The organism is Microbispora rosea (assembly GCF_044460045.1).
GTDB lineage: Bacteria > Actinomycetota > Actinomycetes > Streptosporangiales > Streptosporangiaceae > Microbispora > Microbispora rosea.
On sequence record NZ_JBITJO010000004.1, the window covers coordinates 775,444 to 801,783 of the forward strand.

The 26,340-nt window shown below is 72.4% G+C and carries 24 protein-coding genes; 11 read left to right on the forward strand and 13 right to left on the reverse strand.

From position 1 onward, the window contains the following. Positions 1 to 4: 4 nt before the first annotated feature. The 5 genes from ACIBK1_RS20840 to ACIBK1_RS20860 form a co-directional block, all read right to left on the reverse strand. Positions 5 to 514 carry a hypothetical protein gene (locus tag ACIBK1_RS20840; protein WP_030508530.1) on the reverse strand — a complete coding sequence of 170 codons (510 nt, stop codon included), beginning with the start codon at positions 512 to 514 and terminating at the stop codon, positions 5 to 7. Beyond that, a complete protein-coding gene (locus ACIBK1_RS20845; RefSeq protein WP_396737000.1) occupies positions 514 to 10,377 on the reverse strand; it encodes a WXG100-like domain-containing protein in 9,864 nt (3,287 codons plus the stop codon). The genes ACIBK1_RS20840 and ACIBK1_RS20845 overlap by 1 nt, the downstream gene beginning before the upstream one ends. A 2-nt stretch (positions 10,378 to 10,379) precedes the next feature. Continuing rightward, a complete protein-coding gene (locus ACIBK1_RS20850) occupies positions 10,380 to 10,730 on the reverse strand; it encodes a hypothetical protein (RefSeq protein WP_396737003.1) in 351 nt (116 codons plus the stop codon). A 30-nt stretch (positions 10,731 to 10,760) separates the two neighbouring features. Next, on the reverse strand, positions 10,761 to 11,177 hold the full coding sequence (locus ACIBK1_RS20855) for a YbaB/EbfC family nucleoid-associated protein (protein ID WP_030508527.1): 417 nt from the start codon (positions 11,175 to 11,177) through the stop codon (positions 10,761 to 10,763). Positions 11,178 to 11,262: 85 nt separating this feature from the next. Further along, the gene (locus tag ACIBK1_RS20860) at positions 11,263 to 12,114 is read right to left on the reverse strand and encodes an AraC family transcriptional regulator (RefSeq protein WP_396737270.1); all 852 of its coding nucleotides are present in this window, start codon (positions 12,112 to 12,114) and stop codon (positions 11,263 to 11,265) included. 103 nt (positions 12,115 to 12,217) lie between these two features. Here ACIBK1_RS20860 and ACIBK1_RS20865 point away from each other — a divergent pair, with 103 nt between their 5' ends. Further along, on the forward strand, positions 12,218 to 12,586 hold the full coding sequence (locus tag ACIBK1_RS20865; RefSeq protein ID WP_030508525.1) for a cupin domain-containing protein: 369 nt from the start codon (positions 12,218 to 12,220) through the stop codon (positions 12,584 to 12,586). Positions 12,587 to 12,732: 146 nt separating this feature from the next. On the opposite strand, the gene ACIBK1_RS20870 is transcribed toward ACIBK1_RS20865, so the two are convergent. The 4 genes from ACIBK1_RS20870 to ACIBK1_RS20885 are packed head-to-tail and all read right to left on the reverse strand — an operon-like array spanning position 12,733 to position 16,285. Then, positions 12,733 to 13,071 carry a hypothetical protein gene (locus tag ACIBK1_RS20870; RefSeq protein ID WP_030508524.1) on the reverse strand — a complete coding sequence of 113 codons (339 nt, stop codon included), beginning with the start codon at positions 13,069 to 13,071 and terminating at the stop codon, positions 12,733 to 12,735. After that, positions 13,068 to 14,348, reverse strand: a complete 1,281-nt coding sequence (locus ACIBK1_RS20875) for an SseB family protein (RefSeq protein ID WP_396737006.1) — start codon at positions 14,346 to 14,348, stop codon at positions 13,068 to 13,070. The genes ACIBK1_RS20870 and ACIBK1_RS20875 overlap by 4 nt, the downstream gene beginning before the upstream one ends. After that, positions 14,348 to 15,133, reverse strand: a complete 786-nt coding sequence (locus ACIBK1_RS20880; protein WP_396737009.1) for a hypothetical protein — start codon at positions 15,131 to 15,133, stop codon at positions 14,348 to 14,350. The genes ACIBK1_RS20875 and ACIBK1_RS20880 overlap by 1 nt, the downstream gene beginning before the upstream one ends. Before the next feature lie 3 nt (positions 15,134 to 15,136). Continuing rightward, positions 15,137 to 16,285 carry a hypothetical protein gene (locus tag ACIBK1_RS20885; protein ID WP_396737012.1) on the reverse strand — a complete coding sequence of 383 codons (1,149 nt, stop codon included), beginning with the start codon at positions 16,283 to 16,285 and terminating at the stop codon, positions 15,137 to 15,139. 269 nt (positions 16,286 to 16,554) lie between these two features. On the opposite strand from ACIBK1_RS20885, the gene ACIBK1_RS20890 reads away from it, so the two are divergent. The 6 genes from ACIBK1_RS20890 to ACIBK1_RS20915 all read left to right on the forward strand — a co-directional run bounded on the left by ACIBK1_RS20890 (position 16,555) and on the right by ACIBK1_RS20915 (position 20,997). Beyond that, entirely contained in the window at positions 16,555 to 16,875 is a 321-nt protein-coding gene (locus ACIBK1_RS20890) for a WXG100 family type VII secretion target (protein WP_030508520.1), read from the forward strand. 39 nt (positions 16,876 to 16,914) lie between these two features. After that, a complete protein-coding gene (locus ACIBK1_RS20895; RefSeq protein ID WP_030508519.1) occupies positions 16,915 to 17,214 on the forward strand; it encodes a WXG100 family type VII secretion target in 300 nt (99 codons plus the stop codon). A gap of 93 nt (positions 17,215 to 17,307) precedes the next feature. Next, positions 17,308 to 17,664: a hypothetical protein gene (locus tag ACIBK1_RS20900; protein WP_030508518.1), complete on the forward strand. Its 357-nt coding sequence runs from the start codon at positions 17,308 to 17,310 to the stop codon at positions 17,662 to 17,664. 30 nt (positions 17,665 to 17,694) lie between these two features. Beyond that, positions 17,695 to 19,155: a WXG100 family type VII secretion target gene (locus tag ACIBK1_RS20905; RefSeq protein ID WP_051761810.1), complete on the forward strand. Its 1,461-nt coding sequence runs from the start codon at positions 17,695 to 17,697 to the stop codon at positions 19,153 to 19,155. A 16-nt stretch (positions 19,156 to 19,171) separates the two neighbouring features. Beyond that, positions 19,172 to 19,597, forward strand: a complete 426-nt coding sequence (locus ACIBK1_RS20910; protein ID WP_030508516.1) for a hypothetical protein — start codon at positions 19,172 to 19,174, stop codon at positions 19,595 to 19,597. Between the two features lie 26 nt (positions 19,598 to 19,623). Next, complete coding sequence (locus tag ACIBK1_RS20915; protein ID WP_396737015.1) at positions 19,624 to 20,997, forward strand: hypothetical protein; 1,374 nt, start codon at positions 19,624 to 19,626, stop codon at positions 20,995 to 20,997. Between the two features lie 93 nt (positions 20,998 to 21,090). On the opposite strand, the gene ACIBK1_RS20920 is transcribed toward ACIBK1_RS20915, so the two are convergent. Together ACIBK1_RS20920 and ACIBK1_RS20925 are read right to left on the reverse strand one after the other, a co-directional pair. Next, positions 21,091 to 21,531 (reverse strand): hypothetical protein, encoded by a 441-nt coding sequence (locus tag ACIBK1_RS20920; RefSeq protein ID WP_030508514.1) that lies wholly within the window; start codon positions 21,529 to 21,531, stop codon positions 21,091 to 21,093. A 191-nt stretch (positions 21,532 to 21,722) separates the two neighbouring features. After that, positions 21,723 to 21,917 carry a hypothetical protein gene (locus ACIBK1_RS20925; RefSeq protein ID WP_396737018.1) on the reverse strand — a complete coding sequence of 65 codons (195 nt, stop codon included), beginning with the start codon at positions 21,915 to 21,917 and terminating at the stop codon, positions 21,723 to 21,725. Here ACIBK1_RS20925 and ACIBK1_RS20930 point away from each other — a divergent pair. From ACIBK1_RS20930 to ACIBK1_RS20945, 4 genes are read left to right on the forward strand one after another with little or no spacing between them, the layout of a single operon-like run. Beyond that, positions 21,907 to 22,455: a hypothetical protein gene (locus tag ACIBK1_RS20930; protein ID WP_396737021.1), complete on the forward strand. Its 549-nt coding sequence runs from the start codon at positions 21,907 to 21,909 to the stop codon at positions 22,453 to 22,455. The two genes, ACIBK1_RS20925 and ACIBK1_RS20930, sit on opposite strands and share 11 nt — an antisense overlap. A 10-nt stretch (positions 22,456 to 22,465) precedes the next feature. Further along, positions 22,466 to 23,338, forward strand: coding sequence for a hypothetical protein (locus ACIBK1_RS20935; RefSeq protein WP_396737024.1), 873 nt, complete (start codon positions 22,466 to 22,468; stop codon positions 23,336 to 23,338). After that, entirely contained in the window at positions 23,335 to 23,772 is a 438-nt protein-coding gene (locus ACIBK1_RS20940; protein ID WP_030508510.1) for a YbaB/EbfC family nucleoid-associated protein, read from the forward strand. The genes ACIBK1_RS20935 and ACIBK1_RS20940 overlap by 4 nt, the downstream gene beginning before the upstream one ends. Before the next feature lie 11 nt (positions 23,773 to 23,783). Beyond that, positions 23,784 to 24,161 carry a YbaB/EbfC family nucleoid-associated protein gene (locus tag ACIBK1_RS20945; protein WP_231513922.1) on the forward strand — a complete coding sequence of 126 codons (378 nt, stop codon included), beginning with the start codon at positions 23,784 to 23,786 and terminating at the stop codon, positions 24,159 to 24,161. Between the two features lie 42 nt (positions 24,162 to 24,203). Here ACIBK1_RS20945 and ACIBK1_RS20950 read toward each other — a convergent pair whose 3' ends face one another. Next, positions 24,204 to 25,574, reverse strand: coding sequence for a coenzyme F390 synthetase (locus ACIBK1_RS20950; protein ID WP_030508508.1), 1,371 nt, complete (start codon positions 25,572 to 25,574; stop codon positions 24,204 to 24,206). Then, the gene (locus tag ACIBK1_RS20955) at positions 25,571 to 26,239 is read right to left on the reverse strand and encodes a TetR/AcrR family transcriptional regulator (protein ID WP_036406775.1); all 669 of its coding nucleotides are present in this window, start codon (positions 26,237 to 26,239) and stop codon (positions 25,571 to 25,573) included. Before ACIBK1_RS20955 ends, ACIBK1_RS20950 begins: the two co-directional genes overlap by 4 nt. Positions 26,240 to 26,340 lie beyond the last annotated feature (101 nt).

Sequence of the window (26,340 nt, forward strand, 5' to 3'; positions counted from 1 at the left end):
AACCTTATGCTCCGGCCAGCTCCCGGTAGGTGTCGCGTACGACGAGCAGCCGGTCGAGGTGGAACCGCCCCGGCTCGGCGGCGCGCACGGCGCGTCCCCGCTCCGACCAGAACGCGTCCTCGGGCACCTCGTCCTGCCCGGGCGGGACGAATTTCATTACTTCTTCGACCGCGGCCCGCGCGATGGACAGCGCCTGTCTGCGGTCTCCCTCGGGGACGTTGCCCGCCGTCAGGTCGGCCACCCACAGCCACTCGCCGGGGTCCAGCAGCTCGGACGGCTCCGCGCCGCCGAACGTCGGGAAGCCGGTGGGCGTCACCTCCCGTTCCGGAAGTCCGAACAGGTACTCCCGCTCGGCGCCGCACGCCGCGCACCGCCCGTCGTAAGAGGTGACCAGCTCCCCTTCGACGCTCGCCAGACCGCTGTCCCAGCCGGTGTCCACCGAGCCGCAGGCGCAGGGGTGCAGGTCGAGATAGAGCTGCGCCTCGTCCCTGCTCCTGGCGATCGAATAGGGCATCACGCGTTCCTCACCTGTCGCTGTCCTGCGTCCTCCGGCCGGGGGACGGTTTCGTCATCGTCGTCGGGCGGCTCCCAGCCCGAGATGTTGCTGAGCCTGCGCATCCGTTCCCACCGGTCGGGGACCGGCGCCTGGGGCGGCACGGTGACCCACGGCGGCGGAGGCGCCGCCTGGCCCCGTGCGCCGAGGTCGCGGGCGACCGCCTCGATCTCGTGCCGCAGCCGCGCCCGCTCCTCGGTCGAGGTCGCCGCCAGCCACTTGCGGGACAGGTAGGCGTGCTCGTTGCGCCGGGCGGTGGCACAGGCGTCGTAGCCGGGATCGACGGCGTTCAGGAACCGGCGCACCACCCCCTGCTCCAGCGCGGCCCGCTTCTGCAGGGTGTCGCTGATCTCGTGCAGCAGCACCCGGGCCACCACGTCGGGGGCCAGCCTCGGCGACAGCCGGATCACGTTCGGGTCCGTGCCCGCGCCGAGGTCCGTACGGGCCGGGCGGCCGCCGCCGGGGTTCTCGGGCAGCACGACGAAGCGTTCCGTGCCGGACCTGGCGGTCTCGACGGTGACGACCGTGCCGTCCGGCGTCGCGGTCACGGCGCGGACGCCCCGGCCGAAGTCCGCTGGGCGCAGGTCGGCGACGGCCGGGGGAACCTCGGCGTTCGACAGGTCGGGCAGGTGCGGGGCCCGGCCGTCGGCCACGAACGCGGTCTTCGGGATGGACTCGGCCGTCACGGAGCCCGGCGGAGAGGTGATGAGGGGGTTGCCGCCCCAGGTGCCGTCCGCGGCCGTCTCGGGCACCGGCCATCCCGGGTCGGCCGGCGCGGGCCGGGCGACGCCGAGGGCGTCGAGCCGTTCGCCGATCCGGTCGGCGAACCCAGCGGGCCGCCCGCCGTACAGGTCGCGCAGGTCGAGGCCGTGCCGATCGGCCAGCTCCACCAGGCCGGGCGGCACCGCGCCGAGCGCCTCGGCGAAGGGGTCGCCGGACAGTTCGCCCACGGGCGTGGCGTGAAAGCGCTCGACGGTGCCGTCGGGCCGCCGGAGATCGAGGTGGACGTCGGCGCCGAGGTCGCGGGCGAGCAGCCTGGCCTCCTCCACCAGAGCCGTCGAACCCGTGGGGCCTGCGTCGGCGACGATCCCCACGGGAAGCGTCCCGGTCCGCCCTCTGAGCACCTCGGCCATCGCCTTGGTGAGCGTGGCGGGCGCCGCCGGGTCGTACGACGGATGTCTCGCGGCCATCTCACGCACGCGGTCGTGGGAGAAGAAGACGCCGGGCGCCGCGGCGCGCTGCCGGTTGAAGTCCCACAGCGGCCGGGCGGCGCCGGCGTCGCGGCGCGCCAGCATCTCCTCCAGCGCGTGCTGGAACATGATCAGGTGCGCGGTGCCGGTCGCGCCGCGCGGGACGTCCACGGTCCGCAGCACCGTCTCCGCGCCGTCGCGCGCCGCCTGGCGCACCTCGAACCGGAGGTCGAAGTCGACCCGGAACCGCACCTTGGCCCCGGTGCCCTTCGCGAAGACGCTGGTCTCGTCGCGGTTGCCGCCGCTGCCCGAGCTCGACTGCGCGGTCTGGTCCCCGGCGCCGAGGTCGCTGCCGACACCCGCCGCGCTCCCCCCGCTGTACGTGCGGCCGGCCGGCGTCATCTGCCCCCGGTCGGTGGCCGTGCCGGCCGTGTTCTGCTCGCGGTCCACCTGCCCCAGCTCGGTGTCCTGCAGGCCCAGCGCCACCGGGTCGGGCTCGGACAGGTCGGCGTGGATCCGCACGTCCACCATCTGGCCCGGCCGGCCCGGCATGGGCAGCCGGACGAGCCGGTGTCCGTCGGGGCCGGTCATCCGCTCCAGCCGGGTCGTGAGGCCGTTCCCGGTGAGCGCCTTGGCCAGTGCGGCGTAGTTCTCCATGGCGGCGGCCCCGCCGAGCAGGTCCTTCTTGGAGAGCCGGTCGAACACGGCGCGCAGCAGCCCGTCGGCCCTGAGCCGCTCGGTCACGAAGACCTCGGGCGGCGCGACCCGCCGCACGTCGGGCCGGGCGGGCCGCCTCGCGGCGACCGTGCCCTCCTTCGCCACCATGCCGTCCGGCAGCACCCGGGCCATCGTGCCGTCCAGCGTGACGGCGCTGGTCCGGGGGACGCGGGTGGTCTTGGCCACGGCGCCGCGCAGGCGGCCCGATGCGCGTTCGACCTCGATCGTGATGGTCACCGGATGCTCGACGAGCTGCCCGCCGCGGAACGCCGCCGCACGCTGGATGCGGGTCCGCTGGGTGCCGGTGGAGGCCGTGCCGGTGTGCGAGCGGTCGGTGGCGGACGTGCGACCGCCGCTGCCGGCGGCCGGGCCCGCCCCGGCGTTCGCGTTGCCGCCGAACGTCTTGCCCGACGACTCGGTGCGGTCCTCCTGCGTGTACGTGTAGTCCTGGAGGATCTGGCCGAAGTTGTGGACGTTTCCGCCGTAGCTCGCTTCGTCGCCGTGGAGCACCGCCCTGATCCTGACCGTGACGTCCTCGGTGAGGTGGGGGCCGATCTTGAGCGAGTACGTCTTGACGAAGCCCGCCTCCCCGCTCATGTCGTCGATCTTGCCCCACCAGCGTTTGCCCGCGAAGTCGCCGAACAGGCTGCGCAGCAGGACCGGGTCACGCTTGAGCGCGCCGGGCGCCACCCTGCCGATCTGGTCGAGCACCTGGTCCAACACGTGGGTCGGCGTGCCGTCCGGGGCCTTGAGATCGGTCTTCTTCACGGTGCTCTCGCCGAGGGAGTCCCGATAGAGGTCGGGGACGTCCACGGGGCTGGCGAGGTCGGGCAGCCTGTCGTGCATCCGCTTGAGCCGGTTCCCCTCGGCGGCCAGGCGCATCGGGAAGTCCTTGGCGAGCCGTTCGGCGAGCATGGCGCGGGGGTGCTTCTGCTCCAGGTCGGACCGGGGGTGGCCGTCCCTTCGCGCCAGCGCTCGGTCCGCCAGATATCTGCGGACCAGCGGCACGGCCGTACGCGGGTCGAGCTGGAGGTTGTCGTCGAGCAGCCGCGTGACCGCGTCGGCCACCTGGTCGAGGGGCAGCTTGAGCTCGCCCCTGCCGTAGAGGTCGAGCGCGTCGCGCTCGGGGAGGGAGTAGACGACCGTCCTGTCCCGCAGCGGCTCCGCGTCGGCCCGCCGGTTGCCCGCCTCGTCCCCGGAAACCGTGATGTCCGTCTTCATCGCGAACACGTAGTGCTTGCCGGTGTCGATGGCCAGCCGTTCCCTGCCCCAGATCGCCGTGTCGGAGATCGAGGACGACCTGCTCCCCGCCGCGGACGCGCCGGCCCCCTCTCTGCCGCCGAACGCGCGGGGCAGGGCCTCGCTCACGCCGGTCGAGGCGTCCACGGACCGTCCGCCGCGCGTCTCCGTCCGCGCGGTGTATGCGCCCATCGTGAAGTTGATGTCGCCGATCACCAGGTCGGCCGCGGTCACGAACGCCGACTCACCCGGCCGGGCCGTGATCCACGCCGACGCCCGGTGCGTACGCAGGCCGCGCGGGCGCACGGCCAAGGCGGTGCTGTACGTCGTGGCGGGCGTGGCGGGGTCGGCGAGCAGCCACTCCGGGTGGGAGATGAGATTGCGCGTGTTGAACGCCTCGGCGAGGTGATGGAACGACACCGAACCCGGCCGCATCGCCTTCGGCAGCACCGATTGGAGTGCGTCGACCACGCCGGTGCCGTCCACGTGCAGCAGGGTGGCCAGGCTCAGCGCCTCCGGGGACGTCGGGTGGCTGGGCGACACCCCGGCCCGGTCCTCGGGCAGGAGGTCGGAGGGCAACAGCACCCGCATCCACACGTCGTCGCTCTGGGCCAGCGGCGTGACCGTCCCGTTCTCGATCAGGTCCACGGTGAGTGTGTGCGGAACCTCGAAGACCGCCGCCGGAGAGGTGCCCTCGATCAGCGTGACCAAGTTGCCCGTGTCGTTGAGGGTCATTCCGGCCGTACGGCCCTTGTTCCGGTGGAAGCCCCCCTCGCCGCCGGTCGAGCCGGCCTCGCCCGGCTTCGTCTCCAGGCCGAGGGAGGGGCCGACGTCCAAGGACCGGCCGCCCGACCTGCTGACCGTGCGGCCGGAGGTCTCCGACGAGATGTCGAGGTCGGCCGCGATGTCGGCGGCGCTGGTGCCCAGGAACTCCTCCTGGCCCGACTGGTTCAACCGGATTCGCATCGTGAGGTGCCGGCTGGCCCGGCCGATGCCCTGGCTCACCAGGTCGAGGAATATGCCGTCCTGCATGGCCTGGTCGTAGCCGGTCTGCAGGCGGGCCGGGGAGAACTGCTCGGCCACCTCGATCATGTTGGCGATCTGGCTCGCCCGGGTCAGCGGGTCGCGGGACAGCCGGCCGTTCTCGTCCGGCAGCAGGCCGAGGTCACGCAGCCGCCTCACGACGTCCGCCCGCACCTCGTCGAAGTTCCGGACGCTTTCGGGGCGCTCGCTCGTCTGGACGAGCCCCGGCCCGGCCCCGGTCTCGCGCGACCAGCCGGGCAGCCTGGGCAGGCGGCCCTTCGGCGTGCCGGGCTTCGGGTCGTCCCTGAGCCTGCCGTCCTTGAGTACGGCCGACCGGTCGACGGGCAGGCCATAGCGGTACGCCTGCGGCTCGGGCATGCGGAACAGGCCCGTGCTCCGGCCGCTCACGGGGGGAAGCGGGGAGTCGTCGGTGTTCAGCTGCACGGTCACCGTGTGCACGAGCTCCAGCGCGTACGCCTGGGTGTGGCCCGCCCAGCGCTGCACGCTCGGCCGGATGGCGGTCCCGCCCGCGCTCATCGACCGCGACCACGACCAGGAGCGGCCGAACCCCCCGGTCAGCCGCGGGATGGCGGTCTTGTAACCGCCGAGGCGGACGCGGCCGAGCAGACTCGGGCTGCCGATCGGAACCTGGACCCCCGTGGTGCCCTTGATCTCGACCGACCGGCCGGCCGAGCGCGAGCCCGACGCGCCCGAGAACCCCACGCGCAGCCGTTCCAGGCGGTGCTTGATGCTCGGGGTGCCGACCGGCCTCGCCGTCTTCATCACGACCCGGCTCTTGATCCGCACATAGCCGACCACCCGCCCGTTCACGGTGATCGGACGGTGCAGCCCCTCGGGATCGTTGATCGCCTCGCCGAGCCGGGCGGGCAGTTCCTTCGTCATGATCGTCAAGATCTGGTCGCGGGTCATACCGCCGATCTGGGAGCGGCCGGTCCGCTCGGCGGTGCGCTCGGCGAGGTCCTGCAGCCCGGTCAGCCCGGTGACCCCGTGCTCGGGGAACGGCGTGCGCTGCCGCTGTTTCTCGTCGAGCCGGGTGACCTCGGCCGGCCCCCGCTGCGCGTGCGTGTGCGGCAGATACACCTGCAGGCTCTGGGCGTCGCCGGCGGTGCCGCTGTCCACGCGCGCCCGCTCGGTGCCGTTCGCGGTGCGCAGCTCCGCCTCCACGGAGGCGAGCCCGTCGAGCACCAGCGCCTCGCCCGCGTTGTCCTGCACCGCGCCGGCCAGCGCGAAGTCCGACGCGTTGCCGTTGAACGACTCGCTTCCGCCGAAGGCGACGCCGCCCTTGAACACGCCGAACTTCATCAGCATCCCGACCCAGTGCACGTACTGCAGCGGCTTGCTCACGGCGTTCAGGTCGAAGTTCGGCGCCAGGCGCACCGAGCGGTTGGCGGTGGCGGAGGCCGAGCGGCCGCCCTGCGGCAACTGGCCGACCATCGACTGGGAGTGCCGCACCGGATGGCCGAAGACCTCGACCAGGTCCGTGACCTTCAGCCGCAGCCGCAGCTCGCCCCGCGTGCCGCGGCCCACCCGCAGCAGCGCGCCGTCCGGCGACACCAGCCACCTGAAGTTCGACCGCAGCACGTGCGACAGCTCGTCGGGCGAGTAGCGGTGGTCGACCCCGGCGCGTTCGAGCATGTCGTTGACGACCCGCGTGAGCCGTTCGAGGTGGGGCAGCCGGCCCGCGGGCGTCGCCTCCGGCAGCACCTCCGGCGACGGCAGGGCGTCCGCGTGCGCCTCCGTGTACGCGGTGTGGGCCGCCTCCGCCTCCCGGGCCAGCCGGGCGACATCCGCCGGCAGGGTGTTGTTCGCGCCCGACGGGAGGGCGTCGAGGGCCTTCTCCAGCGTCTCGTACTTGCTGCGCGCGGCGATCGCCCGCCGCACCGCCTCCGCGTACGCCTCCCTGCTCCGGCGGGCGCGCTCGGCACTCGCCCGGTGGAGGTCGCGGTCCGCCAGCGCCTTGCGGCGGCGCTCCTCCGCACTGCGGTCCTCTTCCCGCGACGCCTTCTCGGCGGCCTCCTCGGCCTTCTTCGCGTCTGCCGTGGCCGCTTGGGTGCTGTCGATCTTCTCCTTGACCGCGTTGAGCAGTTCGCGGGTGGCGTCCGTCAGCGTCTCCCGCTGGATGCGGGCCAGCCCGAGCAGCTCCGCCACCGGATCGGACGCCGTGGAGCCCTGTGTGGTCGAGCCCTGTGTAGTCGAGCCCTGCGTGGTCGAGCTCTGCGTGGTCGAGCTCTGGACGGGGGCGGTTTGTGCAGTGGTGGTTTGTGCAGTGGTGGTTTGTGACCAGGGGGGCGCGGGGGCGACGTGCCCGAGCCCCACGATCTCCCGCCCGAGCTGCTCGATCTCGTGCGCGACGGCGGGGCGCTCCGACGCCGGGGCCGCCTGCCACTGCCTGGCCAGAAGCGCGTGCTCGCGATAGCGGGCGGTCACGCAGGCCGTGGCGTCCCGCTCGGCCGTACGGCTCAGGAAGGAGCGGACCACGCCCTGCCGGGGGCCGGACATCCGCTGGAAGACGTCGCTGATCTCGTGCAGCCACACCCGGGGGAGGACGTCGTTCGCCAGGCGCGGCGACAGCCGTACGACGTGGGGCTTCGCGGCCGTGCCCGACCTGACCCTGGTCCTGGCGAGACGGCGGCCACGTACCCGGCCGATCTCGTACCGGAAGTGCTGCGCGCCGAACCGGCCCGTGTGCACGACGACCGTCCGCCCGCCGGCCGGGTCCAGCGCCGTCACGTCCGGACCCACGTCGGACGGGTGGAGCGACCTGAAGCCCTGCTCCGCCTCACTCGACGACAGGTCGGCCAGATGCGGCGCCCTGCCGTCGGCGACGAACAGGCTCCGCGTGATCGGCCGGGCGGTCACCTGGCCGTTCCCTCGGGTTGTACGCGGTCCGGGCCGCGTGTGACCCGTGGGGTTGGCCGTCTGGGCGGAGCTCGTCGCCGGAGCGGTCCCCGTGGTCGAGGGCGCCGTGGTCGAGGGCGCCGTGGACGGGATCCCGGCGAGGGCCTCGGCGCGGCGGACGATGTCCGCGGCGGTGCCGGAGGAGCGGCCGACGCGGAGGGCGTGACCGGGTCCGTGCGGCGAGACCGTCGCCTCCTCCACCAGCACGGCCCCCGCGTCGCTCAGCCGGCCGGGCCGCCAGCCGCGCGGGTTGTCCTCCAGCACCTCGCCCGCCACCTCGACGGCGGCGGCGCGGTTGTCCGGCGTCGCATCGGCGAGCCGGGCGAGCGCGTCGAGGGCCCCCTCGGCCGGGAAACCCAGGCTCTCCTCGGCGATCCTCGCCCCCAGCAGGGCGGCCGCCTCCGCGCGGAGCCGAGGCGTGTCCACGCCCTCGGCGGCACGCGCCGCCAGCCGATCCGTGAGGGTCGTGATGTCCTCGCCCGACAGCTGGATCGGCCTGCCGTCGGGGCCGGTCAGCGTCGCGCCCTGGTCGTCGGGCAGGAAGCGCGCGTCGGGCGCGATCGTGGACAGCACATCGGAGACCGCCGTAGCCGACGCCTTCGCCGCGGCGGTGCTCCCGGAAGCGCTCCCGGAAGCGCTGCTGCCGCTCGTTCCCGAGGACGCCGCCGGGGCCGGGGCGGCCGGTGACGCCGCGGCGGACGACGTGGCGGCACCGGAGGGAGCAGCGGACGGCGGTGTCGCCGTGGGGGTCGCGGGTGCGGCTGCGGCGGGCGTGCTCACGGGACCGGCGGCAGCGGACGCAGCGGCGCTGGCGGCGGCCGCCGAGTTGCTCGCACCGGCCGCGTTCGCCGGGTTGACCGCGTTGGCAGGACCAGACGCGTTCGCAGGACCAGCCGCGTTCGCAGGACCAGCCGCGTTCGCAGGACCAGCCGCGTTCGCAGGATTCGCTGCGTTGGCCGTGTTGCTTGAGCCGGCCGCAGCGGCGGTGGTCTGCGCGCCGGGCGCGCTCTGCGAGGCCCCCGGTGCCTGACCCGGATTCGCGGCGGTCGCACCCGCCGCGTTCGCGCCGTTCGCGTTCGTGGAGGCGCCCGCGTTCGTCGCGTTTGCCGTGTTCGTCGTGCCGGCGGAACCCGCCGTGCCGGGGTTGGCACCGCCCGCGTTGGCGGTAGTGGCTGTGCCGGGGTTCGTGGTGTTCGCGCCGGGCTGTGCGGAAGACGACCCGGTGGTGGGCTGGCCGGAGCCGCCGGGTGGCGCGGCCGTCACCTGCCCGGACGGCGCGGTGCTCGCCGCCTGGGCGGATCCGCCCGGCGTCGTGGCCGCCTGGCCGGCACCGGACGGAGCGGCCGGGCCGCCGGAGGGGTGCCCCACGACGGACGCGGTGCTCGTACCACCCGAGTTCGCGGGTCCGCCGCCGCTCGCGGTCTGGCCGCCGCCGGCCGTGTTCGTGTTCGCGGAACCCGGATCGCCGCCCGAAGGCTGTCCGGCCGTGGGATCCGGAGACATGGCGGACAAGGCGCGGATCAGGTCGGTGCGCACGCTGGTGTCGTACGCCGAGGCCAGGGCCGTACGCGGGCTGACGACCGCCTGGATCGCGTCCGGGTTGAACGGGCTGATCGTGTTCGTACGGCCCGCGCCCGACAGGGCGGCCCCGAGCAGCGACTCCCCGTCGGGCAGCTCCCACTGGCCGTACACGAGCCCGTTGGCCAGCAGGCTCCCGGCCGGGGAGGCGATCACGTTGGTCAGCCCGGTCGTCAGCGCCCTGCCGGGGAAGCGCTTGAACGCGTTGCCGAAGCCGGGGGCGTCGGTGTTCAGCCTTCTGAGCAGGGGCGTCCTGTTGACCAGCTTGCTGATCGGGTGCGCGGCCCGCATGCCGATGCCCGCGCCCCCCGCCGCGCCCAGGGCGGTGGCACTCGTCATCTTCCAGTCCCAGCCGTCGCGGGTGCCCGACTTCCGCTGGTGGGACTGGGCGAGAGCGTCGCCGGCGACCTCCTCGCCGATCTCCTCGACGAGTTCCCTGCCCAGGGGGTTGGCGAGGATGCGTCCGAGCAGGCCGGCCCGTACCGAGGCCAGCACGGTCCCTCTGGCGAGCGCCTGGGCCGCGGCGGGGCGCCCGGCGGCGAGGGCGAGCCGTTCGAGGATCTTCTCCGTCTCGGCCCGGGCGCGGGCGGCGATCGGCCCGATGAACCGGGTGGAGGCCCCGGCGGAGTAGAAGGCGGCGACGAGCGCGATGAACGTGGCGATCAGCGCGATCCAGAACACCACGTTGACCGACAGCTTCGAATACTGCGTCTCGCGAGCGAAGTTGTCGGCCTGCGCTCCGTAGGCGAAGTGGTTGTTCGCCACCTTGAGCAGGCCCGAGTCCTCCGAGTAGTGGTCGCCGAGCCGGTCCAGGAACGCCTGCATCGACGGACCCTGCATCCCGCTGAGCACGGCGACGGCGGCGGCTCCCACGGGATCGATGGACCGCACGACGCTCACGGTCGCGGACCGGTGGGCCCGGGCGAGCTGCCACAGCAGGCTCTCGCTCGCCTCCGGCCATGTCTGGCCCGCCGTGAGCAGGGCGATGAGATCGTCGGCCCAGGCGGGCAGCGACTCGCCCCAGGCGGGGGTGACGTCGACGACCGAGCCACCGCCGTCGGCGAACGCGGGCAGCCCGGTGCCGTCCGAGGTGACGTCGCCGTTCGTCGTGGACGGGTTGGCGCCGGAGCCCGTGCCGGTCGTGGAGGAGTGCGTCATCGTCAGACCCGCTTCAGGATCTCGCGCACCTCTCTGGCCCGTTCTCCGTCCATCCCGCGGGCGTTCTCGGCGCTGCGCCGTACGGTCGGGCCGAGCTCGACCACCTTCGCGGCGAGTTCCCCGCCCTGCTTCATCAGCGTGTCGGGCCCGTCGCCCTGCATGTAGGCGGAGCGGAAGGCGGCGCCGGCCATGTCGTGTCCCCACGGCTCGGCGGCGTTGAGCCGCTGGATCTCCCCTTGGGCGGCGGCGTAGCCGCTCTCCACGTCGGACGACGCGGCGTGCCACTGCGACAGGCCCTTCGCAAGCTGCTGCGGGCGGATGTCGACGTAGTTCACCTCGAACAGATCACTCATGCCAACCCCTCGCCTGGCGGCTCCGCTCGCTCATCGGCTCTCCGGTGTCCGCTTCGGCATCTGCCTGGACATCTGTTCGAGCACGGCGTCGAGGTCGCCATCGATGTGCGCCCTCATCTGCTCTTCGGGGACGAGCGGCGCGAAGATCTCGACGACCCGGTCCTGGGCCTTGGCCACGGCGGCCTGGATGGTCCGGGTGATGGCGTCGGCCAGGCCGCGCGCGTCCTGCCGGCGATAGATGCGCGGGTCGAGGTCGAGCCTGATCAGATCGCCGTTCGCACCGACGGTGGCCGCCACGAGCCCGTCACGCGACTTCTCCGTCACCTGCACGGCACGCGCCTTCTCGTGCAGCGCGGGCGCTTCCTCCTGCAGGCGCATGAACGTGGCCCGCAACTCCTCGGCGTACGCCCGCATTCCGGCGGCATCCGGAGTCTGTCCCCCGGCCATGTTCATCACCCCGATCGACCGCGTTCACCTGAATGATGATCAATGTCCAATATCCGGGATTATCACACCTTCGTTTGACATCCGGCTAGTGACGGGACGCCTGAGACGCCTGACGGGTACGCCTGCGTGACACGTTCTCACCGGCGGCATAGCGCGCGGGTGTGACGCCGACATGCCGGGTGAAGTGCCGGTTGAGGTGCGCCTGGTCATGGAATCCCACGCTTGTCGCCACACCGGCCGGCCGTTGACCGTCCAGCAGGAGCCCGCGCGCCAGCTCTATGCGCTTGCCCGTGAGGTAGGTGTGCGGCGGCAGGCCGTACGTCTGCGTGAAGCAGCGGATCAAGTGCGTCGGGTGAGAGTGGAGGACGGCGGCCGCCTCCCGCAGCGACAGACCCACCCGGACCCGGGCGTCCAGCAGTTCACGCAGCTCGACGGCCAACCGGTGCGCATCCCGGCCCGGTGCCCGATGCCGGAACGCCTCAAGATGGAAGCGCAGCCTCTCCGCGACGAGGAACAGGCGTGATTCGGCCTCGACCGCCTCTCCCGGGTGACCGACCGCGACATGCAGCCGATGGATCCGATCCCGCAGTAGTGGATCGGCCAGGATCGGGGCGTCCACCGCCTTGCCGACGAGGCGTTCCGGCAGCACGGTGGTGTCCAGGTAGAGCACGCGTTTGCGGAAGCCCGCGGTGGTGACGGTCCTGCCGTCATGCCGGACACCGGGAGGCAGGAGCAGTACGGCGGAGAGATCGGCGGCGGCGTGCCGGCGACGGTCCAGCCCGAAGTCGACCGCACCGTCATCGAGGATCATCAGGTCCCACGTGTCGTGAGTGTGAGCCGGGTAGGCGTGGTCGGTGAAGTGTGCGTGGAAGACCTCGGCGATGCCGGGCACCCGCGGCCGCCAGGCACTGACGGTCGGCGGGCGACGGTGAGCCATCACGCTAGAAACGTACAAGACGGGCGGCAGAGGGCCGGGCCACGCTCATCACATCCGCCATCGCCCTCCCGGGCGGTGCACCCGAAGTGAGAGGCGCCACACGATGTCCGTTTCCCTCGACCCCGTCAACATCGCCGACAAGCTCTCCCTGATCGACGAGCTGTGGACACAGAAGAAGATCGCCGGGCTCAACGACTACGAGATCAAGCTCGCCAAGCTGAAGGGAGAGTTCGTCTGGCACACCCACCCGGAGACCGACGAGCTGTTCGTGGTCGTCAGCGGCCGGCTCACCATCCGGCTGCGCGAAGGGGACGTGGTCCTCGGACCCGGCGAGCTCTACGTGGTGCCCCGCGGCGTCGAGCACTGCCCCGTGGCCGAGGAGGAGACGGCCGTCATGCTCGTGGAGCCGGTCGGCACGCTCAACACCGGTGACGCGGGAGGTCCGATGACCAGGGCCGCCGAACCCCTCTAGGAGATCGAGCAGGAGCAGATCGAGCAGCGCGCGCTCCCCTCGTCCCCCGGGCGAGGGCGGGGACGAGCCGGGCGTGGACCGCTTGGGCAACGGCGCGGCGAGGAGTCTCCCCGGCGTGCTTCAGGGAATCCCGAGACGGCCTCGGGTCATCCGCCCGCGAACCGCTGCGCGACGTCCCTGGCCCACTGGGCGGCCTTGGCCGCCTGCTCGCCGGTCACGGGCGCCCCGGGCATCCGGCTCAGACGCTCCACCTGCTCGGCGTAGCGCAGGTGTTCCCGGTGAGCGTGTTCCCGGCAGGCGAGGCAGGTGACGCTCTCCGGGCGGGTCGAGGTCATCGCGTAGGGCACCCGGAGCCCGCACCCGGCGGTGACGACATCCGGCGCGTCGGGCGCGCGCCCCAACGACGACGCGATCAGATTGCGGTAGGCGGCGCCGGCCTGCATCACCTTCTGCTCGACGTGGATGTGCTGATCGGTCTCGCTCATCTGCGTCCACCCCCTTCACCCGAGCCCAGGTCGAGGGGCTCGGCGTGCTCGCATGGCTCGCTCACCTCCTCGCGGCCCACCCACCGCCGGTGGACGCCCCGTTCGATACGCTCCATGCCCAGTGCCCGCGCCACCGGCAGCCGCCCGCCGGTGTATTCGAGCAGCAGCTCGCCCGCGCGCTCGTCGCGTACGAGGCAGGGGGCGCCGCGCCACTCGCACACCCGCGTGACGTGGAAGACCGCCTCGCACTCCTCGGCGGGCACCGGCCGCACGAAGCAGCCGGGGGCCCGCTCCTCGAACCCCTCGGCCGGCCCGTCGCTCAGCAGCCGGATCAGCAGCCCGTCGTGTCCCGCATCCGGATTCGCCGCGAACTCGGCTCCCCGCCAGCGCGCCCGGTAGGAGCTCGCCGGGGTCTGGGGCGGATGCTCACCGGGCAGCCAGCGGCCGAGGTCGCCGTCGTGGACCGCGCGTACGACCTCGGTCCCGGCCGCGGTCAGCTCGACGATCTCCGAGCCGTGCGGCAGCCGTACGGCGTCCACCTTGTATTCGCGGACCAGGGAGTCCACGTTCGGCGCGAGGCCCATGCCGACGAACGGCGGCTCCTCGATGACCCAGCCGGCGACCGCCGCCATGCCCGCCTCGTCGGTCCCGCCGTACGGCGTGCGGTAGAGGTTCAGCCCCACCGTGCGCCACCGCAGCAGGAACAGCGAGCCCTCGCCGCTGATCAGACCGTCGTCCGCGCCCCGGCCGAGGGCGTCGGCGAGCACGGCGGGCGTCGCCACGTGCGCGACGTCGAGCGCGTGGTGGCAGTAGCCGGAGACGCGCGACTCCCCCTCGCCGAGGAGGGTCCGCAGGTCGTGCGGCGTGAGCGGCTTCTGCACGACCGGCAGCGCGGGCTCGGGCTCCGCCCTGCGGTCCTGCGCGAGGGTGGGGACCGCGAGCCTGGCGACGGTCCCCGATTCGAGCAGGAAACGCACCGGCAGGCCGGGGTTGACGGCGAGACCCCACCGGGGATCGGGCCAGCCCGCGGCCAGCTCGGCCAGCGAGGTGATCCTGACCCGCGACAGTCCCGTGGCCGCCCGCATCGCCTCGACCGACGTGTAGGCGGGCAGCCACACCCGGTCGGGCGCGGTGATCGTCGGCCAGGCGGCGCCTCCCTCCGGGGGTGCGGGCAGCGCCAGCTCGGTGTCCCTGAGCATGCTCAGGCAGGCCGCCGTGTCCCCCGCGTCGTACGCCGCCCCGAGCCGTCGTTCGAACGCGCTGGTGGCCCACTCCATCAGAGGCTGAAGGGAGGCATGAAGGACGGCGGCTTCGGTATGTCGTCGGGGTTCGGGAGAGGATCGGTGAGGCCTCCGCTGGTCGGGTCGAAGGCCACCTTGGCCTTGGTGAAGTCGGGCGCCTGCATGGTGACGGCCTGCATGCCGGGGAACTTCTGCTGGGCGCCGCCGGCGAGGTAGGCGACTCCCGTGAAGATCGCGGCGACCTTCCAGTTCAACCTCGCCAGGACCGCGAACACCTTCTGCGCGGTTCTCGACATGGTGGCCAGGATGCCGGTGACGGTGGGCTGGATCGCGGCCATCGAGAGGGGGTTGGTCTTGGCCGCGACGCTGATGTTCGCCAGCGCCAACGCCGTCCCGCCCATCGCCAGCGAGATGTAGCTCGCCGCCGTGTAGAGCTGGGACGCGGAGTCGAGGCTGGCGCCGACGCCCTTCGTGCCCTGGTCCAGCCCGTCGAGCTGGTGGTCCAGCTCGGCGAACTTCTCCTTGACCGTGGTCAGCATCCGCCCCTTCAGATGCCCGTTCGACTCGAGTGCCGTGAGCTGCGCTTGGAGATCCTTACGCAGCTGCCCGATGCCGGGGGTCGCCTGCCCGTTCTCGCCTCCCTCGTTGCGCCACTCGCGCGCGCCCCGCGACATGGCGTCGGGGTCGGCGATCATCGTGGCCAGCAGCCCCGCCAGCGGCAGCGCGCTCGGCTCCAGGACGGCGGCCATGCCGGCCAGGCCGGCCCCGGAGATGAAATTGTTCCGCGCGTCCCAGATCTCGACGTTCCCGATGCTCACCATGGGCTAGACGTCCTCCTGCATCCCGAGGACGGAAGGCGCCACGTCCTCGTCGCCGAACCAGGTGCTCTCGTCCTCCGGCACCGCCGGACCCCGCGTGCGCTCCTTGCCGTCGTCGTTGCTCCCCGCGCCCGCGCCCATCGGGGCGTACGGCATTGCGGGTATCCCCCCGGCCCCGCCGCCGGCACGACCGGCGGAGCCCGGGCTCCCGCCCGAGCCGTACGCGCCGGAGCCGTACGTTCCCGAGCCGGAGCCGCCCGAGCCGTACCCGCCGCTCCCCGGCCGGTTCACGGAGTAGTCGCCCGGCCCGTAGCCGGTCGTGCCGAGGTCGGGGACCGGCGGCGGCGTCGGCAGGGACGGGTTCGGGGTGTACGACGAGAGGGCGGTGTCGCCCGGGTTGTTCAGTTTGGGCGTCTCCAGCGGGTTCACATTGTTCTGGCCGAGCCCGTCCAGGCCCGTACGGCCGAGGCCGTCCTGACCGAGGCCGCCGCCGTTCGGGTCGAGCCCGCTGCCGCCGAGGCCGTCGCCGTTCACGTCACCCGGGCCGGGCAGGCCGTCGCCGTTCCCGCCGGGGCCGGGCAGCGTGCTCCCGTCGGGCAGGTCCGGGTGCGACAGGCCGTCGTCGATGTCGGTGCCCAGCTTGTCCTTCGGAAGCGTGAAGTCGTTCCCGAGGCCGGAACCGGGGCCGGTCTTCGGCAACCCGCCGCCGAGTCCGAGCTTCTTGGGGTCGAACCCGGGGGCCTTCGGGCCGCCCGGCAGGCCGGGCTTACCGCCCTTCCCGTTGTCGCCGGAGCTCTGCTTCTCGGCTTCCTTGGCGTTCTTGACCGCCTGGTCGACGGCCGCCTTCCAGGACTCCAGGACCTCCTTGCCCTTCGCCACGGCATCGGCCGTCGTGTTCCGCACCTGGCTGTGCACGCCGTTCAGGCTGCCGCCGATCACGCCGAAGGTCAGCATCGGAAGGTGGATGTTCTTGATCCGCCCGCTCGTGTCCGCCAGGACCTGTCCCCGGCCGGCCACGTCGTTGCCGAACTTCGTGACCTCGGGGTAGTCCATCTTGAACTCGGGGTCCGTCAGACGGGGGTCCACCGCGCCGCCCGTGTACATCGTGTTCGCCAGGCCGGCGAAAGGATTCCCGCCGCCGCTCGTATCGGTCACAACACCCTCCAGCCGACTGCCGGCAGATTGCGTTTTCAACTACTTACGGCCGAGTCACCACAAAGCTCGCAAATCGTACAAAGCTCCTAACCGGCCGTCTGACAAAAGCGCAATAGACGTGACAAAATCTTAATCTCGGACAGCCCCGGCAAGTCCCCCGCTGATCCATTACTGTGACTTTTGGGTCATCACCCGACCCTCCTGGTCGGGGGAATTCGACAGGATCAGTGGAGGTGACCATGTCGCACTCTGGCGCAAGCCAGGCCCAAGTGAGCCGGCACGACCTGGATGAGGCGATCACCTGGATCGGCGACGCGGCCGAGAACATCCGCGGCATCCAGCGTTACCTGGACGGTGCCGGCGAGAACCTCAAGGTCCACTGGCAGGGTGAGTCGCACCACGCGTTCGACAAGGTGCACCTGCTGTGGCACGAGCGCATGGACGTCATCCTGGGCAGCCTGCAGACCCTCGCGGAGAGCATCAGGGCGAACAACAAGAACTACGCCGAGTTCAACGCGCACGCGACCGCCGAGATCAACAAGATCGAGGGGCTCATCAACCAGGCCCCGCCCGCCACGTACAGCCGCTGAGCCCGAGACGACCACCAGGAACGGACGGAGAGCGCGACGGTGGACTTCGACATCACAAAGGTCAACTTCAGCGGTCTCGACACCGGCGAGACCGAGTTCCAGAACGCCTTCAACAGGCTGGTCACGGAGCTGGAGAACCTGGAGAACAAGCTCAACACCAAGACCGCGATCTGGCAGGGCGGTGCCAAGGACGCCTACGACCAGACCAGGCGGATCTGGCAGCAGGAGGCCAAGGGCCTGGCGGACATCGTGTCCCTGCTGGCCAAGAACATCAACATCACGAACATGAACATGCAGGACGTCGAGCGGATCAACGCCGCCATGTTCGACGGCAAGTAGGACGGCAAGCAGAGCGAACGTCCGACGGTACGGCCGGCGGCGCCGGCGATCCCTCGCCGGAGCCGTCCTCGGCCGTGAACGGGAGGGTGACGCATGTCCGGAGGCGTGGAGGTCAGCCGCACGGCCCTCAGGAACGCCCGCAAGGACTTCGAGGAGGCGCTCGAACTGCTGGCGCCCGGAGCGTCCAAGCGCGAGGTGACTCCGGTCGCCTTCGCCGAGGGCGGCGCGGTGAAGAAGCTGATCGCGCAGCGTGACGCGATCGGCGGGTTCTGGGCCGCCGCCATCGGTTTCCACACGAGCCTGACCAGCGCGGAGGGCGCGGTCACCGCCGTCTACGCGGAGATCGCCGCGACCCTGGGCATCGCCGCCGAGCGCCTGGAGCTGGCGATCAGGAACCTCGACGCCGGAGAGCAGGCGGGCGTGCAGCAGGCCGGCACGGCGCAGGTCTAGCCGTACACGGGGAGCGGTTAAGGAGGCGTCTTGGCCGAGAGGAAGATGCCGATCAGGGCGGCGTTCGACGCGTCCGACCCGGGCGTCGTCATGTTGGACACCCTGCGCACCGCGCTCGGGAAGACCGACCCCGAGCTGATCAGGGCGGCCTCGGGTGAGTTCAAGGGTGTGCACGACAAGCTGAAGTCCGTGGTCGACACCCTCGACAGACATCTCGACGCGCTCGACAAGCACTGGACCACGGGTGACGACGCCAAGCAGGTGAAGGCGCAGCTCCACCGGCTCAGGACCTCCACAGTCGCGGTGATGAACGCGATCGTGGAGACCTCCCTCCCCGGCGGCCGCTCCGGACCGCCCTCCACACCCCGCGGCGTGGTTCCCGCGCTGGACGTGTACGCCAGCTCGCTCAACCAGTTCCGGGGCGAGAACGTCCCGAAGCCCACCGAGAGCGACATCGACTGGTACGACGCCGCCCTGGAGGCCGGGGCGGTCGGCGCCGCGGGCGGCGCGATCGCCGGATCTCCCTTCGCGGGCGTCGGGGCCATCCCCGGAGCCGTCATCGGCGGCGTCGGCGGGTTGATCGTCGGCGGCATCGTCGGCGGCATCGGCTCGATCTTCGGCGACGGCCCCTTCCTCAACCTCTTCGGGGAGTCGAAAGAGGAGAAGGACATGAAGGCCGCCGAGGAGCACCTCAAGAAGCTCACCCAGGCGACACAGGCCGCCAACGACATGTTCCCCGCCTCACTCGACACCGACGTGCCGAAGTTCGACATGACGCCACCCACGTTCACCCCGATCACCGCCCCCGGAGGGCCCCTCCCGAACGCGAACATCTCCACCGGTGTGGATGGCCCCGGAAATCTCGGGTCGCTCGGCGACCTCGGGACCGGCCTTCCGGGCGACGGGCTCGGCTTCGACCCCGCCGCGTACGGCGGCTACCCGCCGTACGGGCCGGGCGACGGGTCCGGATCGGCGCCGGGCGGCGGACAGTACGGGAACGGACTCGACGGCGGCGGGTCGAACGGGACGGGCCTGGACGGGCTCGACGGCTCGGGGTCGAACGGGACCGGGGTGAACGGAACTGGGCTCAACGGCGCCGGGCTGGACGGGAACGGCCTCGGCGGCGACGGCAACGGGCCGAACGGCGCGGGTCAGGGCACGAGCCTGGCCGCCCACACGCCGCGGTTCGACGCACCACCCGGCGGATCCGGCGGCGGGCCGGGCACGGGCTACGGCACAGGCTTCGGCGCCAACGGCTCTGGCGGGTACGGAGCCGGAGCGGGCGGCGGCGCCGGGGCCGGCGGCGTCACCGGCGTGAACGCGGCGGGTCTGCGGCCCTCCGCCGGAGGCTCGATGCTCCCGGTCGCGCCGCACGGCGCGGGCCGGGGCGAGGAACGCGAGGAACGCGAGCGGACCACCTGGTTGCTGGAGGACGAGGACTTCTTCATGAGCGACCAGCAGACCACCTCCCCCCGCATCGACAAGGCATGATCAAGGAAGGTGTGACGTGACCCTTGACTCCGGCGGCGGTTCGCCGCCACCGAAGCTGCGCCTGCCCGCGGGCTGGCCGGGTCTCGACGGGAGCCCGGACGGCGCGGCGGGCGGGCCGTACATCGAGCACACCCGGGTCCTTCAGGTCCTCAAGGGGCTGCGGGAGGAGCTCGGGAGCCTGCGCGGCCGCGCTCCGGCGAGCATGAGCGCCACCTGGAGCGGCCCGGGCACCGCGGGTGAGGTCCAGGGCCTGACCAACGTCGGTCCGGCCGAGGCCGGCCCGTGGGACACGGCCAGATACTTCGGACTCAACGCCGAACAGGCCCACGAGGTGCTCAGCGGCAAGTACCAACTGCTGATCGACCGGGTCGAGGCGCTGGTCACGGCCGTCGAGCAGGCGGTCGCCAACTACCAAAAGGGCCACGAGAGCAGCAGCGCGTGAGCCAGAGGGCAGGGAGATAGACCGCGATGGGATCCGACTCCGGCTGGGAGCTGATCAAGATCTACGAGACCCTGTACGGTCTCGACCAGGGCAACCTGACCCGGGAGCAGATCAAGCAGAAGCTCGACGCCGCCAAGCCGGACGACGTGGGCAGGGCCGGCCAGACGTTCCTCGACGCCGCCGACCTCGTGGGCGGGACGATCGGCGGCAACGGCCCGTCCGAGGCCGGCATCCAGGCCGCGCTGAGCAGAACGGCCAAGGAGCTCGCCCAGGTGTGGCGGGGCCCGGCCGCGGTCCAGGTGCAGTCGGCGCTCCGCGCGCTGTACGCCACGGCGGGCGCGCTGGGTGACGCCATGACGTCCAGCGGGGCCGCCATGTCCTGGTATGCGAGCGTGGTGAAGAACGCGCAGGCCAACTTCCCCGCCGCCACGGACACGAGCAACGAGGGCGCCGGGGGCGGCACCACGGGAAGCCCGCCCACCGATGCGGACGAGGCCGCGCGCAACCACTTCCGCAAGCTCAACGAGGACATCCAGCAGGCGAACAACGCCTTCGCCGAGGGGCTGGCCTTCGAACTGCCCGCGATCGAGCCGATGACCATCGACCTCACCCGGTCGCCGCGCGTCCACGTGGGCGGGACGGGGGCGCCCGTCACGAGCACCGGCGCGTGGCACGGCTCCACCGGTGACGGCACGTCCGGATCGGGCACCTCAAGCTCGGGCACCGCAGGCTCGGACACGTCCGGCACGGGCGGCTCGGGCACGGGCGGCTCGGGTTCCACCGGGTCCGGATCGAGCGGTTCCGGCTCAGGCGGGGACGGCAGCACGGGCGGTCCCGGCTCCGACGGCACCGGCTCGGGCGGTAGCGGCGCAGGCGACACCGGCGGCTCGTCGGACAGCACAGGGCAGGCAGGCACCGGCCAGTCAGACACGGGGCAGAACGCGGGCCAGCCGGGCGGCTCCGGCGACGGGTCGGGCACGGCTCCGGCCGTGATCGGCGGCTCCGACAGGACCGACCTGGCGAACGCCCATCCCCTGCCCGTCGGCACCAACCCCGCGGGCGCCACCCCCAACGCGCTCACCGGCTATCCGGACCCGCACCTCCCCGTCACGACGGCCGGGCCCACCGGCACGCTGCCGCCCGGCGGGGTGATCGGCACGTACGGCGGGCAGCGCGGCGGATTCGGGACCGCATTCGGCGTCGGCGGCGCCCAGGCGGGCGAATCCGTCCTCGGCGGCCTGCGGCCGGGCCAGACCGGCGCCGGCTCCTCCTTCATGCCCTACGGCCCGGGAGGCGCGGCCGGATCGGAGGGCCGGGAGGAACGCCAGCGGGAGATCTACGACCCCGAGCCGGACGTCTGGCGCGTGACGAGCACCATCAGCCCCGACCGCATCGGCTGACGCCGTCAGCCCGGCGCGGCGGCCGGCTTTGAGCCCCGGCCGCATCGGCCGCATCGGCTGTCGAAGGCCCGCCGCAGCGGAACAGGCGGCGGGTCAGAGGCCCAGCCTGCGGCTGATGCGGTCGAGCTCGCCCAGCACGTCCTCCGCGGTCCGGTCGAAGGCGGACTCCGCCTCCTTGACCTGGGCGAGCACGGCTTCCGGGTCGTCCAGGAACCTCGACTGGTCGCCCTCCTGCCCGAACGCCTCGGCCATGGCCCCGTTCATCTGCCGGTAGAGGTCGTCGGACGCGGCGCGCATCGTCTCCTTGATCCGCTCGGCCAGTTCGCCCGAGCTCAGCCGCATGGCCTTGGGGTGAAGCTCCAGCTCGCTCAGCCCCCGGGTGGAGAACTCCACGCTGACCAGGCCGTCCTCGTCCCGAGCCCGGCCGACCAGCGAGGACAGGGTGCTCTGGAGCCGTTCGACGGCCCCGATCCTGGCGTCCGTCCGCGCCTGGAACCGCTCCACGTCGAAGTCGTCGAACCCGCCGCCAGCCATTTGAGCCCCTTTTCCCCGCGATTTCCGGAACATCGGCAAGTTAACGCATTCAAACCGGGGCGTACGGGTTTTACGGGCTCACCCGTTACGCATCAGTGAACATCGCCCTAATTTACGCTTTCGAGCTGCGGAAACGTCTCCCAGACGCGTGGCAGCGACGCGAAGCCCGGTGATAGGGAAGATCACGTGTCCTACGGTGAACCCTCGCCAAGCCAGTCACCGGTGACCTCCACGACGGCGTCGCCCACCGGCTCGGTGAGCGCGACGCCGAGCGTGCCGGCCTCCCCGGCTCCGCCCGCCTCGACCGCACCGCCGACGACCGCACCGGCGTCCACGGCACCCCCCTCGGCGGGGCCGTCCACCATGCCGTCCACCATGCCGTCCACAGCACCGTCGACCGGCGCGCCCACGGTGACGGCGACGGCGACGCCGTCCGTGCCCTCGATGGTCAGCCCGTGCCCGCACACTCCGCCCTGCCCGCCGCCGGGCCCCTGCCTGCCCGACTCGCTGCGCGTACGGCAGGCAGGGACGGCTCAGGCCCCGGCGCCGCCCGCGACTCCGGTCACGTCCCCCGCCGGCCCAGGCGGTGGTACGGGCTCGTCGGGCCTGCCCGGCTACGAGGTGGCCGCGAATTTCATCAGGAAGTTCGCCGGCACGGTGGGCGGCTCCGCCGACGGCGTCCGGCGGCTGGGGGACACCACGCCCCGCTTCCAGGGCTGGAACCTCGCCCCGCTCGCCGGGATCCCCATCGTCGGGCTCACCTTCGTCCACCGGTTCAACGCCGTCTCCGACACCTGGTCGAACGCCGCGGGCATCCTCGGCGACGCCCTGCACAGGGACGGCGAGACGCTGGTCAGGGCCGCCGACAACTACGTCGCGGCGGAGAAGGCGAGCAAGGCGGCCATCCAGCAGACGCGCCCCTGAGAGGACACGCATGTCGACCCCGCCCAGCGAGCCGGGCACGCTGTTCGTTCCCAGCGGGCCCGCGCCGGGCCCCAAAGAGCTCTACATCACGGACTCGAGAGGCAACGTCCAGCGGGCCGTTTCCGTGGCGCCGGCAGACACGGCCGCCGCTTCCGCCGCCACCCGCACCGATCCCGGCTTCTTCAGGAACCTCATCAAGGCGCTGAATCCTTTGCGGCAGCAGACGCGTACGGCATCGGCCATGTCCGGACTGGGAATCGCGGCCCTCGCCCTGGACGTGGCCGCCACGATGAACCTCGGCAACCCCTTCCTCTTCTACGACCGGCGGGAGCTCTGGAAGGAGATGGGCGGCCGGCTGGAGAGCGGCAGGTCCGACATCTGGTTCTCCTACTTCCAGGACGTCAGCCCGAACTGGAAGGGCCAGGCGGCGGACCTGCTCGGGCGGCGGGTCCGCTTCAACACCACGGTCCTGTACGAGAAGCTCCACGGCGTCACCGGCGAGATGAGCGGCGCGATGCACAGCCAGTTCAAGGAGGTCCTGGAGTACGACCTGTCGGTGTTCGGCCTCTACGCGGCCTCGGCGCCGGTCCTCCGCACGCTGGCGGCGATGAGCGCGCACCCGGCCGGGCGGGTCGCGCTGATCTCGCAGGCGGGCGTGTTCGTCAGCGCGCTGGGCAACCTCGTCAAGCAGTTCGCCGACATCTACATGGCCTACGAGAGCGACCTCAACAAGATGGAGCAGAAGCTCAACGACGTGCGGGCCGCCTTCTACGAGCAGGGCGACCCGGCGCGGGGCCGCCGGGACCTCACGCTCACCCCCGCCGTGGCGGACCGCGCGCACATCCACGACTACTGGCAGCCGGCGAGCAAGGACCTTCGATGAAGAACACGGCCGCGTTCAACAACGGCAGGGAGGGCGACGTCGCCGGCCTGGTGCGGGAGGTCCAGGGCCGCGTCGGCGCGCTCGCCGACCTGCTCCACGGGCTGAGCGAGGAGGTGATCGAGGGGACCGACGCCACGGGCGCGGTGGTGGCCCGGGTCAACGGCGCGGGTCACCTGCTCGGGCTGAGCATCGACCCGCGGGCGATGCGCGACCTCGACCACGTCGCGATGTCCGCCGCGATCCGGGGCGCGATCGGCGCCGCGCGGAGCGAGACGGGTGAGCGGCTGGCCATGGCCATGGAGGGCTTCACGGCGGACTCCACAGGGGACTCCACGGCGGACATCACGAGGGACATCACGGGGGACTTCGCCGATTCACCCTCGCCCGGCGACCCGCTCGCCCCCTACGTCCAGGCCCTGCTTCGCGAGGGGTGAGCGTGGACGAGATGCGTGAGCTCCGCGCGCGCATGGAGCGGCTGACGGCCGCGGCCGCCTTGATGGACGAGCTCGCGACCGAATGGAGCACGCGGGAGCACACGGGCAGGGCCGACGAGGGCCGGATCACGGCGACCGTCGACGCCGTGGGCACGCTCCGCGCCCTCGACATCCACCCGCTCAGCATGCGCAGGCTCGACGGCCGCGCACTCGCCGAGGCCGTCCTGATGGCCGTACGGCGGGCCGAGGCGGCCGCGGAGGCGGCGAAGGAGGAGCTGCTGCGCGGCGGGCTGGAGGCGGCGGGAGTGCCGCACGTGGCCGGTCTCCTCGGCGACGCCCGCCGCGCGTTCGACGAGCGGGCGTCGTCCCGAGGCGCCGATCGGCCCTAACCGGCCCGCCGCTCCCGAAGCCGACCCCCGCCCGCGCCGCGGTCATCGGGCCAGGGGGATGATTCTGCGGAACTTGCCGCTGGCCGACTGCTCCGGCGGCTCCTCGGCGCGTTCCAGCGCGATGTGCTCGGCCTTGTGCTCGGCCAGCAGGCGCGAGATCTCCTCGCGCACGCTCCGCCACACGTGATCGGGATCGGCGCCGTCCGCCTGCTGCAGCCGCACCCGCAGCGTGGCCGGCGCGCTCTGCACGACCTGGAACTGCGCGATGCCGGGGACGCGGTCCAGCAGCGTGCCGAACGCCATGGGGGAGATGCGGACGTGCCTGTCGCCGCCGGCGGGGAACTCGAGCAACTCCGCCGCGCGGCCCTGCACCTGGACAGCGGGCAGCGGGCTGCCGCACGGGCAGGCGTCGGGCCGCACCAGGACGTTGTCGCCCAGGTCGTAGCGGAGGATCGGCTGGACCCGGTTGGCGAGATTGCTCAACAGGACGGTGTGCGAGGGCCGCCCCGGCGGGACGGGCCGGTGGTCGGCGTCGACCGGCTCCAGCACCGCCCAGTCGGTGTTGACGTGCAGCCAGTTGTGCGCGCAGCCGTAGGCGAGGAAGCCGCACTCGGTGGCGGCGTAGGCGGAGCGAACCTGGGCGTGGAACGCGGAGGCGATCCGGGCGCGGTTCTCCGCGGTCAGCGCCTCGCCGCCGGCGAGGACCATCCCCGGGTGTATGTGCAGGCGGCCGGCCTCCTGCTCTCCGGCCAGCAGCCCGAGCATGCTGGAGAAGCCGGCGAGCGAGCTGGGCTTGTATCGGTTCAGCTCGGCGACCAGTTGCGGCAGCGGCGTGCGGATGGAGAACTCCCGCAGCATCCATGCGAGCCGCGGGTGGTCGCGCCGGAACCGCGCGGCCCCGGCGACGGTGGAGAAGTGGCCGGGCGGCGCGGAGACGATGGCGGTGCGACCGGCGCCGCGCATGAGGCGCACGAGGTCGCCGAACCCCAGCCCGGCTCGCGCGCGCTGCCCGACCGCGTTGCCCACGGCCAGGCTCCGTTCGTCCTGCAGGAAGATGCCGCGCAGCCCGCTGGTGCCGGACGTGGTGGCCACGAGGTACCGCCCCTGGAAGCGCTCGCCCACGAGGGCGGGGTCGGCGACGAACTGCCGGGCCTTGGCCAGCGTCACGTCCGGGTCGGTGACCCACTCGTCGAAGCGCGCCATGAGCGCCTGCTTGCCGGTGACCGGGAGCCGCGCCGGGTCGTCGATGTCGTCGGGCAGCCCCCGGTACAGCTCGCGGTAGTAGGGCGAGTGGGCGCGGGCGTAGGCCACGGCCCCGGCCAGGCGGTCCCGTTGCCGCCGCGCGATCCCCTCGGGGCCCTCGCGCAGCGCCCGCCGCGCGTCGCGGGCGAGGCTCCGTTCGTTCTCCGTCATGATGGGTCGTTCCCTTCTGCGGCGTGCGCCGGTTCGTCGTCTTCCGCGGCGTTCGCACGGACCGAGAGCAGGCCGCGCGCGGCGACGTCGAGGCCGTGCCGCGCGGCTCGCCACAGCTCGTCCTGTGACCGGCCGAGTTCGACGCTCGCCAGGCTCGCCTGCTGGACGGCGCCGATCAGGGAGCCGATCATGGCGGCGGCGGTGATCGGATCCAGCCGGCCCGGGAACGCCTTGAGCAGTTCGCCGGCCATCCTGCGCTGCAGGTCCAGCATCAGGTACAGCCCCTTGGCCTGCAGCGCCGGCGTCGTCATCATCAGGCGGACCCCCGCCGACAGCTCCTCGGGCTCCTTGCGGGGCACCTCGGGGCGCCGCCGGGCGGCGTACTCCTGCACCGCCCTGGCCAGCAGCTCGCCCGGGCCCTCCTTCGGCCGCGGCGCCGCCAACGCGCCGAGCAGCATGCCGAAGATGTGCTCGGTGTCGGCGAAGACGACCTCGTCCTTGGCGCGGAAGTAGTTGAAGAACGTCTTGGGGTCGACGTCCGCCGCCGCGGCGATCTGCGCCACCGTGGTCTGCTCATACCCCTGCTCGGCGAACAGCCTCATCGCCGTGGCGATGATCCGCTGCCTGGTCAGCCGCTTCTTGCGGTCGCGGCGCGATTCCTCCATGCGCAAAATATACAGAACATAGAATTTTCCAGATACTGGACGAATTTTCGGGTCGGCCGACGTGCCCGCGCGCGGCCCTCGACTCACTTGACCGAGCCCAC

Coding starts and splice junctions, on each gene's coding strand:
- ACIBK1_RS20915 (WP_396737015.1), top strand. CDS start 19,624: ATGGGATCCGACTCCGGCTGGGAGCTGATCAAGATCTACGAGACCCTG.
- ACIBK1_RS20870 (WP_030508524.1), bottom strand. CDS start 13,071: ATGAGCGAGACCGATCAGCACATCCACGTCGAGCAGAAGGTGATGCAG.
- ACIBK1_RS20940 (WP_030508510.1), top strand. CDS start 23,335: ATGAAGAACACGGCCGCGTTCAACAACGGCAGGGAGGGCGACGTCGCC.
- ACIBK1_RS20855 (WP_030508527.1), bottom strand. CDS start 11,177: ATGGCCGGGGGACAGACTCCGGATGCCGCCGGAATGCGGGCGTACGCC.
- ACIBK1_RS20875 (WP_396737006.1), bottom strand. CDS start 14,348: ATGGAGTGGGCCACCAGCGCGTTCGAACGACGGCTCGGGGCGGCGTAC.
- ACIBK1_RS20880 (WP_396737009.1), bottom strand. CDS start 15,133: ATGGTGAGCATCGGGAACGTCGAGATCTGGGACGCGCGGAACAATTTC.
- ACIBK1_RS20900 (WP_030508518.1), top strand. CDS start 17,308: ATGTCCGGAGGCGTGGAGGTCAGCCGCACGGCCCTCAGGAACGCCCGC.
- ACIBK1_RS20920 (WP_030508514.1), bottom strand. CDS start 21,531: ATGGCTGGCGGCGGGTTCGACGACTTCGACGTGGAGCGGTTCCAGGCG.
- ACIBK1_RS20845 (WP_396737000.1), bottom strand. CDS start 10,377: ATGACGCACTCCTCCACGACCGGCACGGGCTCCGGCGCCAACCCGTCC.
- ACIBK1_RS20930 (WP_396737021.1), top strand. CDS start 21,907: ATGCCGTCCACAGCACCGTCGACCGGCGCGCCCACGGTGACGGCGACG.
- ACIBK1_RS20935 (WP_396737024.1), top strand. CDS start 22,466: ATGTCGACCCCGCCCAGCGAGCCGGGCACGCTGTTCGTTCCCAGCGGG.
- ACIBK1_RS20865 (WP_030508525.1), top strand. CDS start 12,218: ATGTCCGTTTCCCTCGACCCCGTCAACATCGCCGACAAGCTCTCCCTG.
- ACIBK1_RS20955 (WP_036406775.1), bottom strand. CDS start 26,239: ATGGAGGAATCGCGCCGCGACCGCAAGAAGCGGCTGACCAGGCAGCGG.
- ACIBK1_RS20945 (WP_231513922.1), top strand. CDS start 23,784: ATGCGTGAGCTCCGCGCGCGCATGGAGCGGCTGACGGCCGCGGCCGCC.
- ACIBK1_RS20840 (WP_030508530.1), bottom strand. CDS start 514: ATGCCCTATTCGATCGCCAGGAGCAGGGACGAGGCGCAGCTCTATCTC.
- ACIBK1_RS20850 (WP_396737003.1), bottom strand. CDS start 10,730: ATGAGTGATCTGTTCGAGGTGAACTACGTCGACATCCGCCCGCAGCAG.
- ACIBK1_RS20950 (WP_030508508.1), bottom strand. CDS start 25,574: ATGACGGAGAACGAACGGAGCCTCGCCCGCGACGCGCGGCGGGCGCTG.
- ACIBK1_RS20860 (WP_396737270.1), bottom strand. CDS start 12,114: ATGGCTCACCGTCGCCCGCCGACCGTCAGTGCCTGGCGGCCGCGGGTG.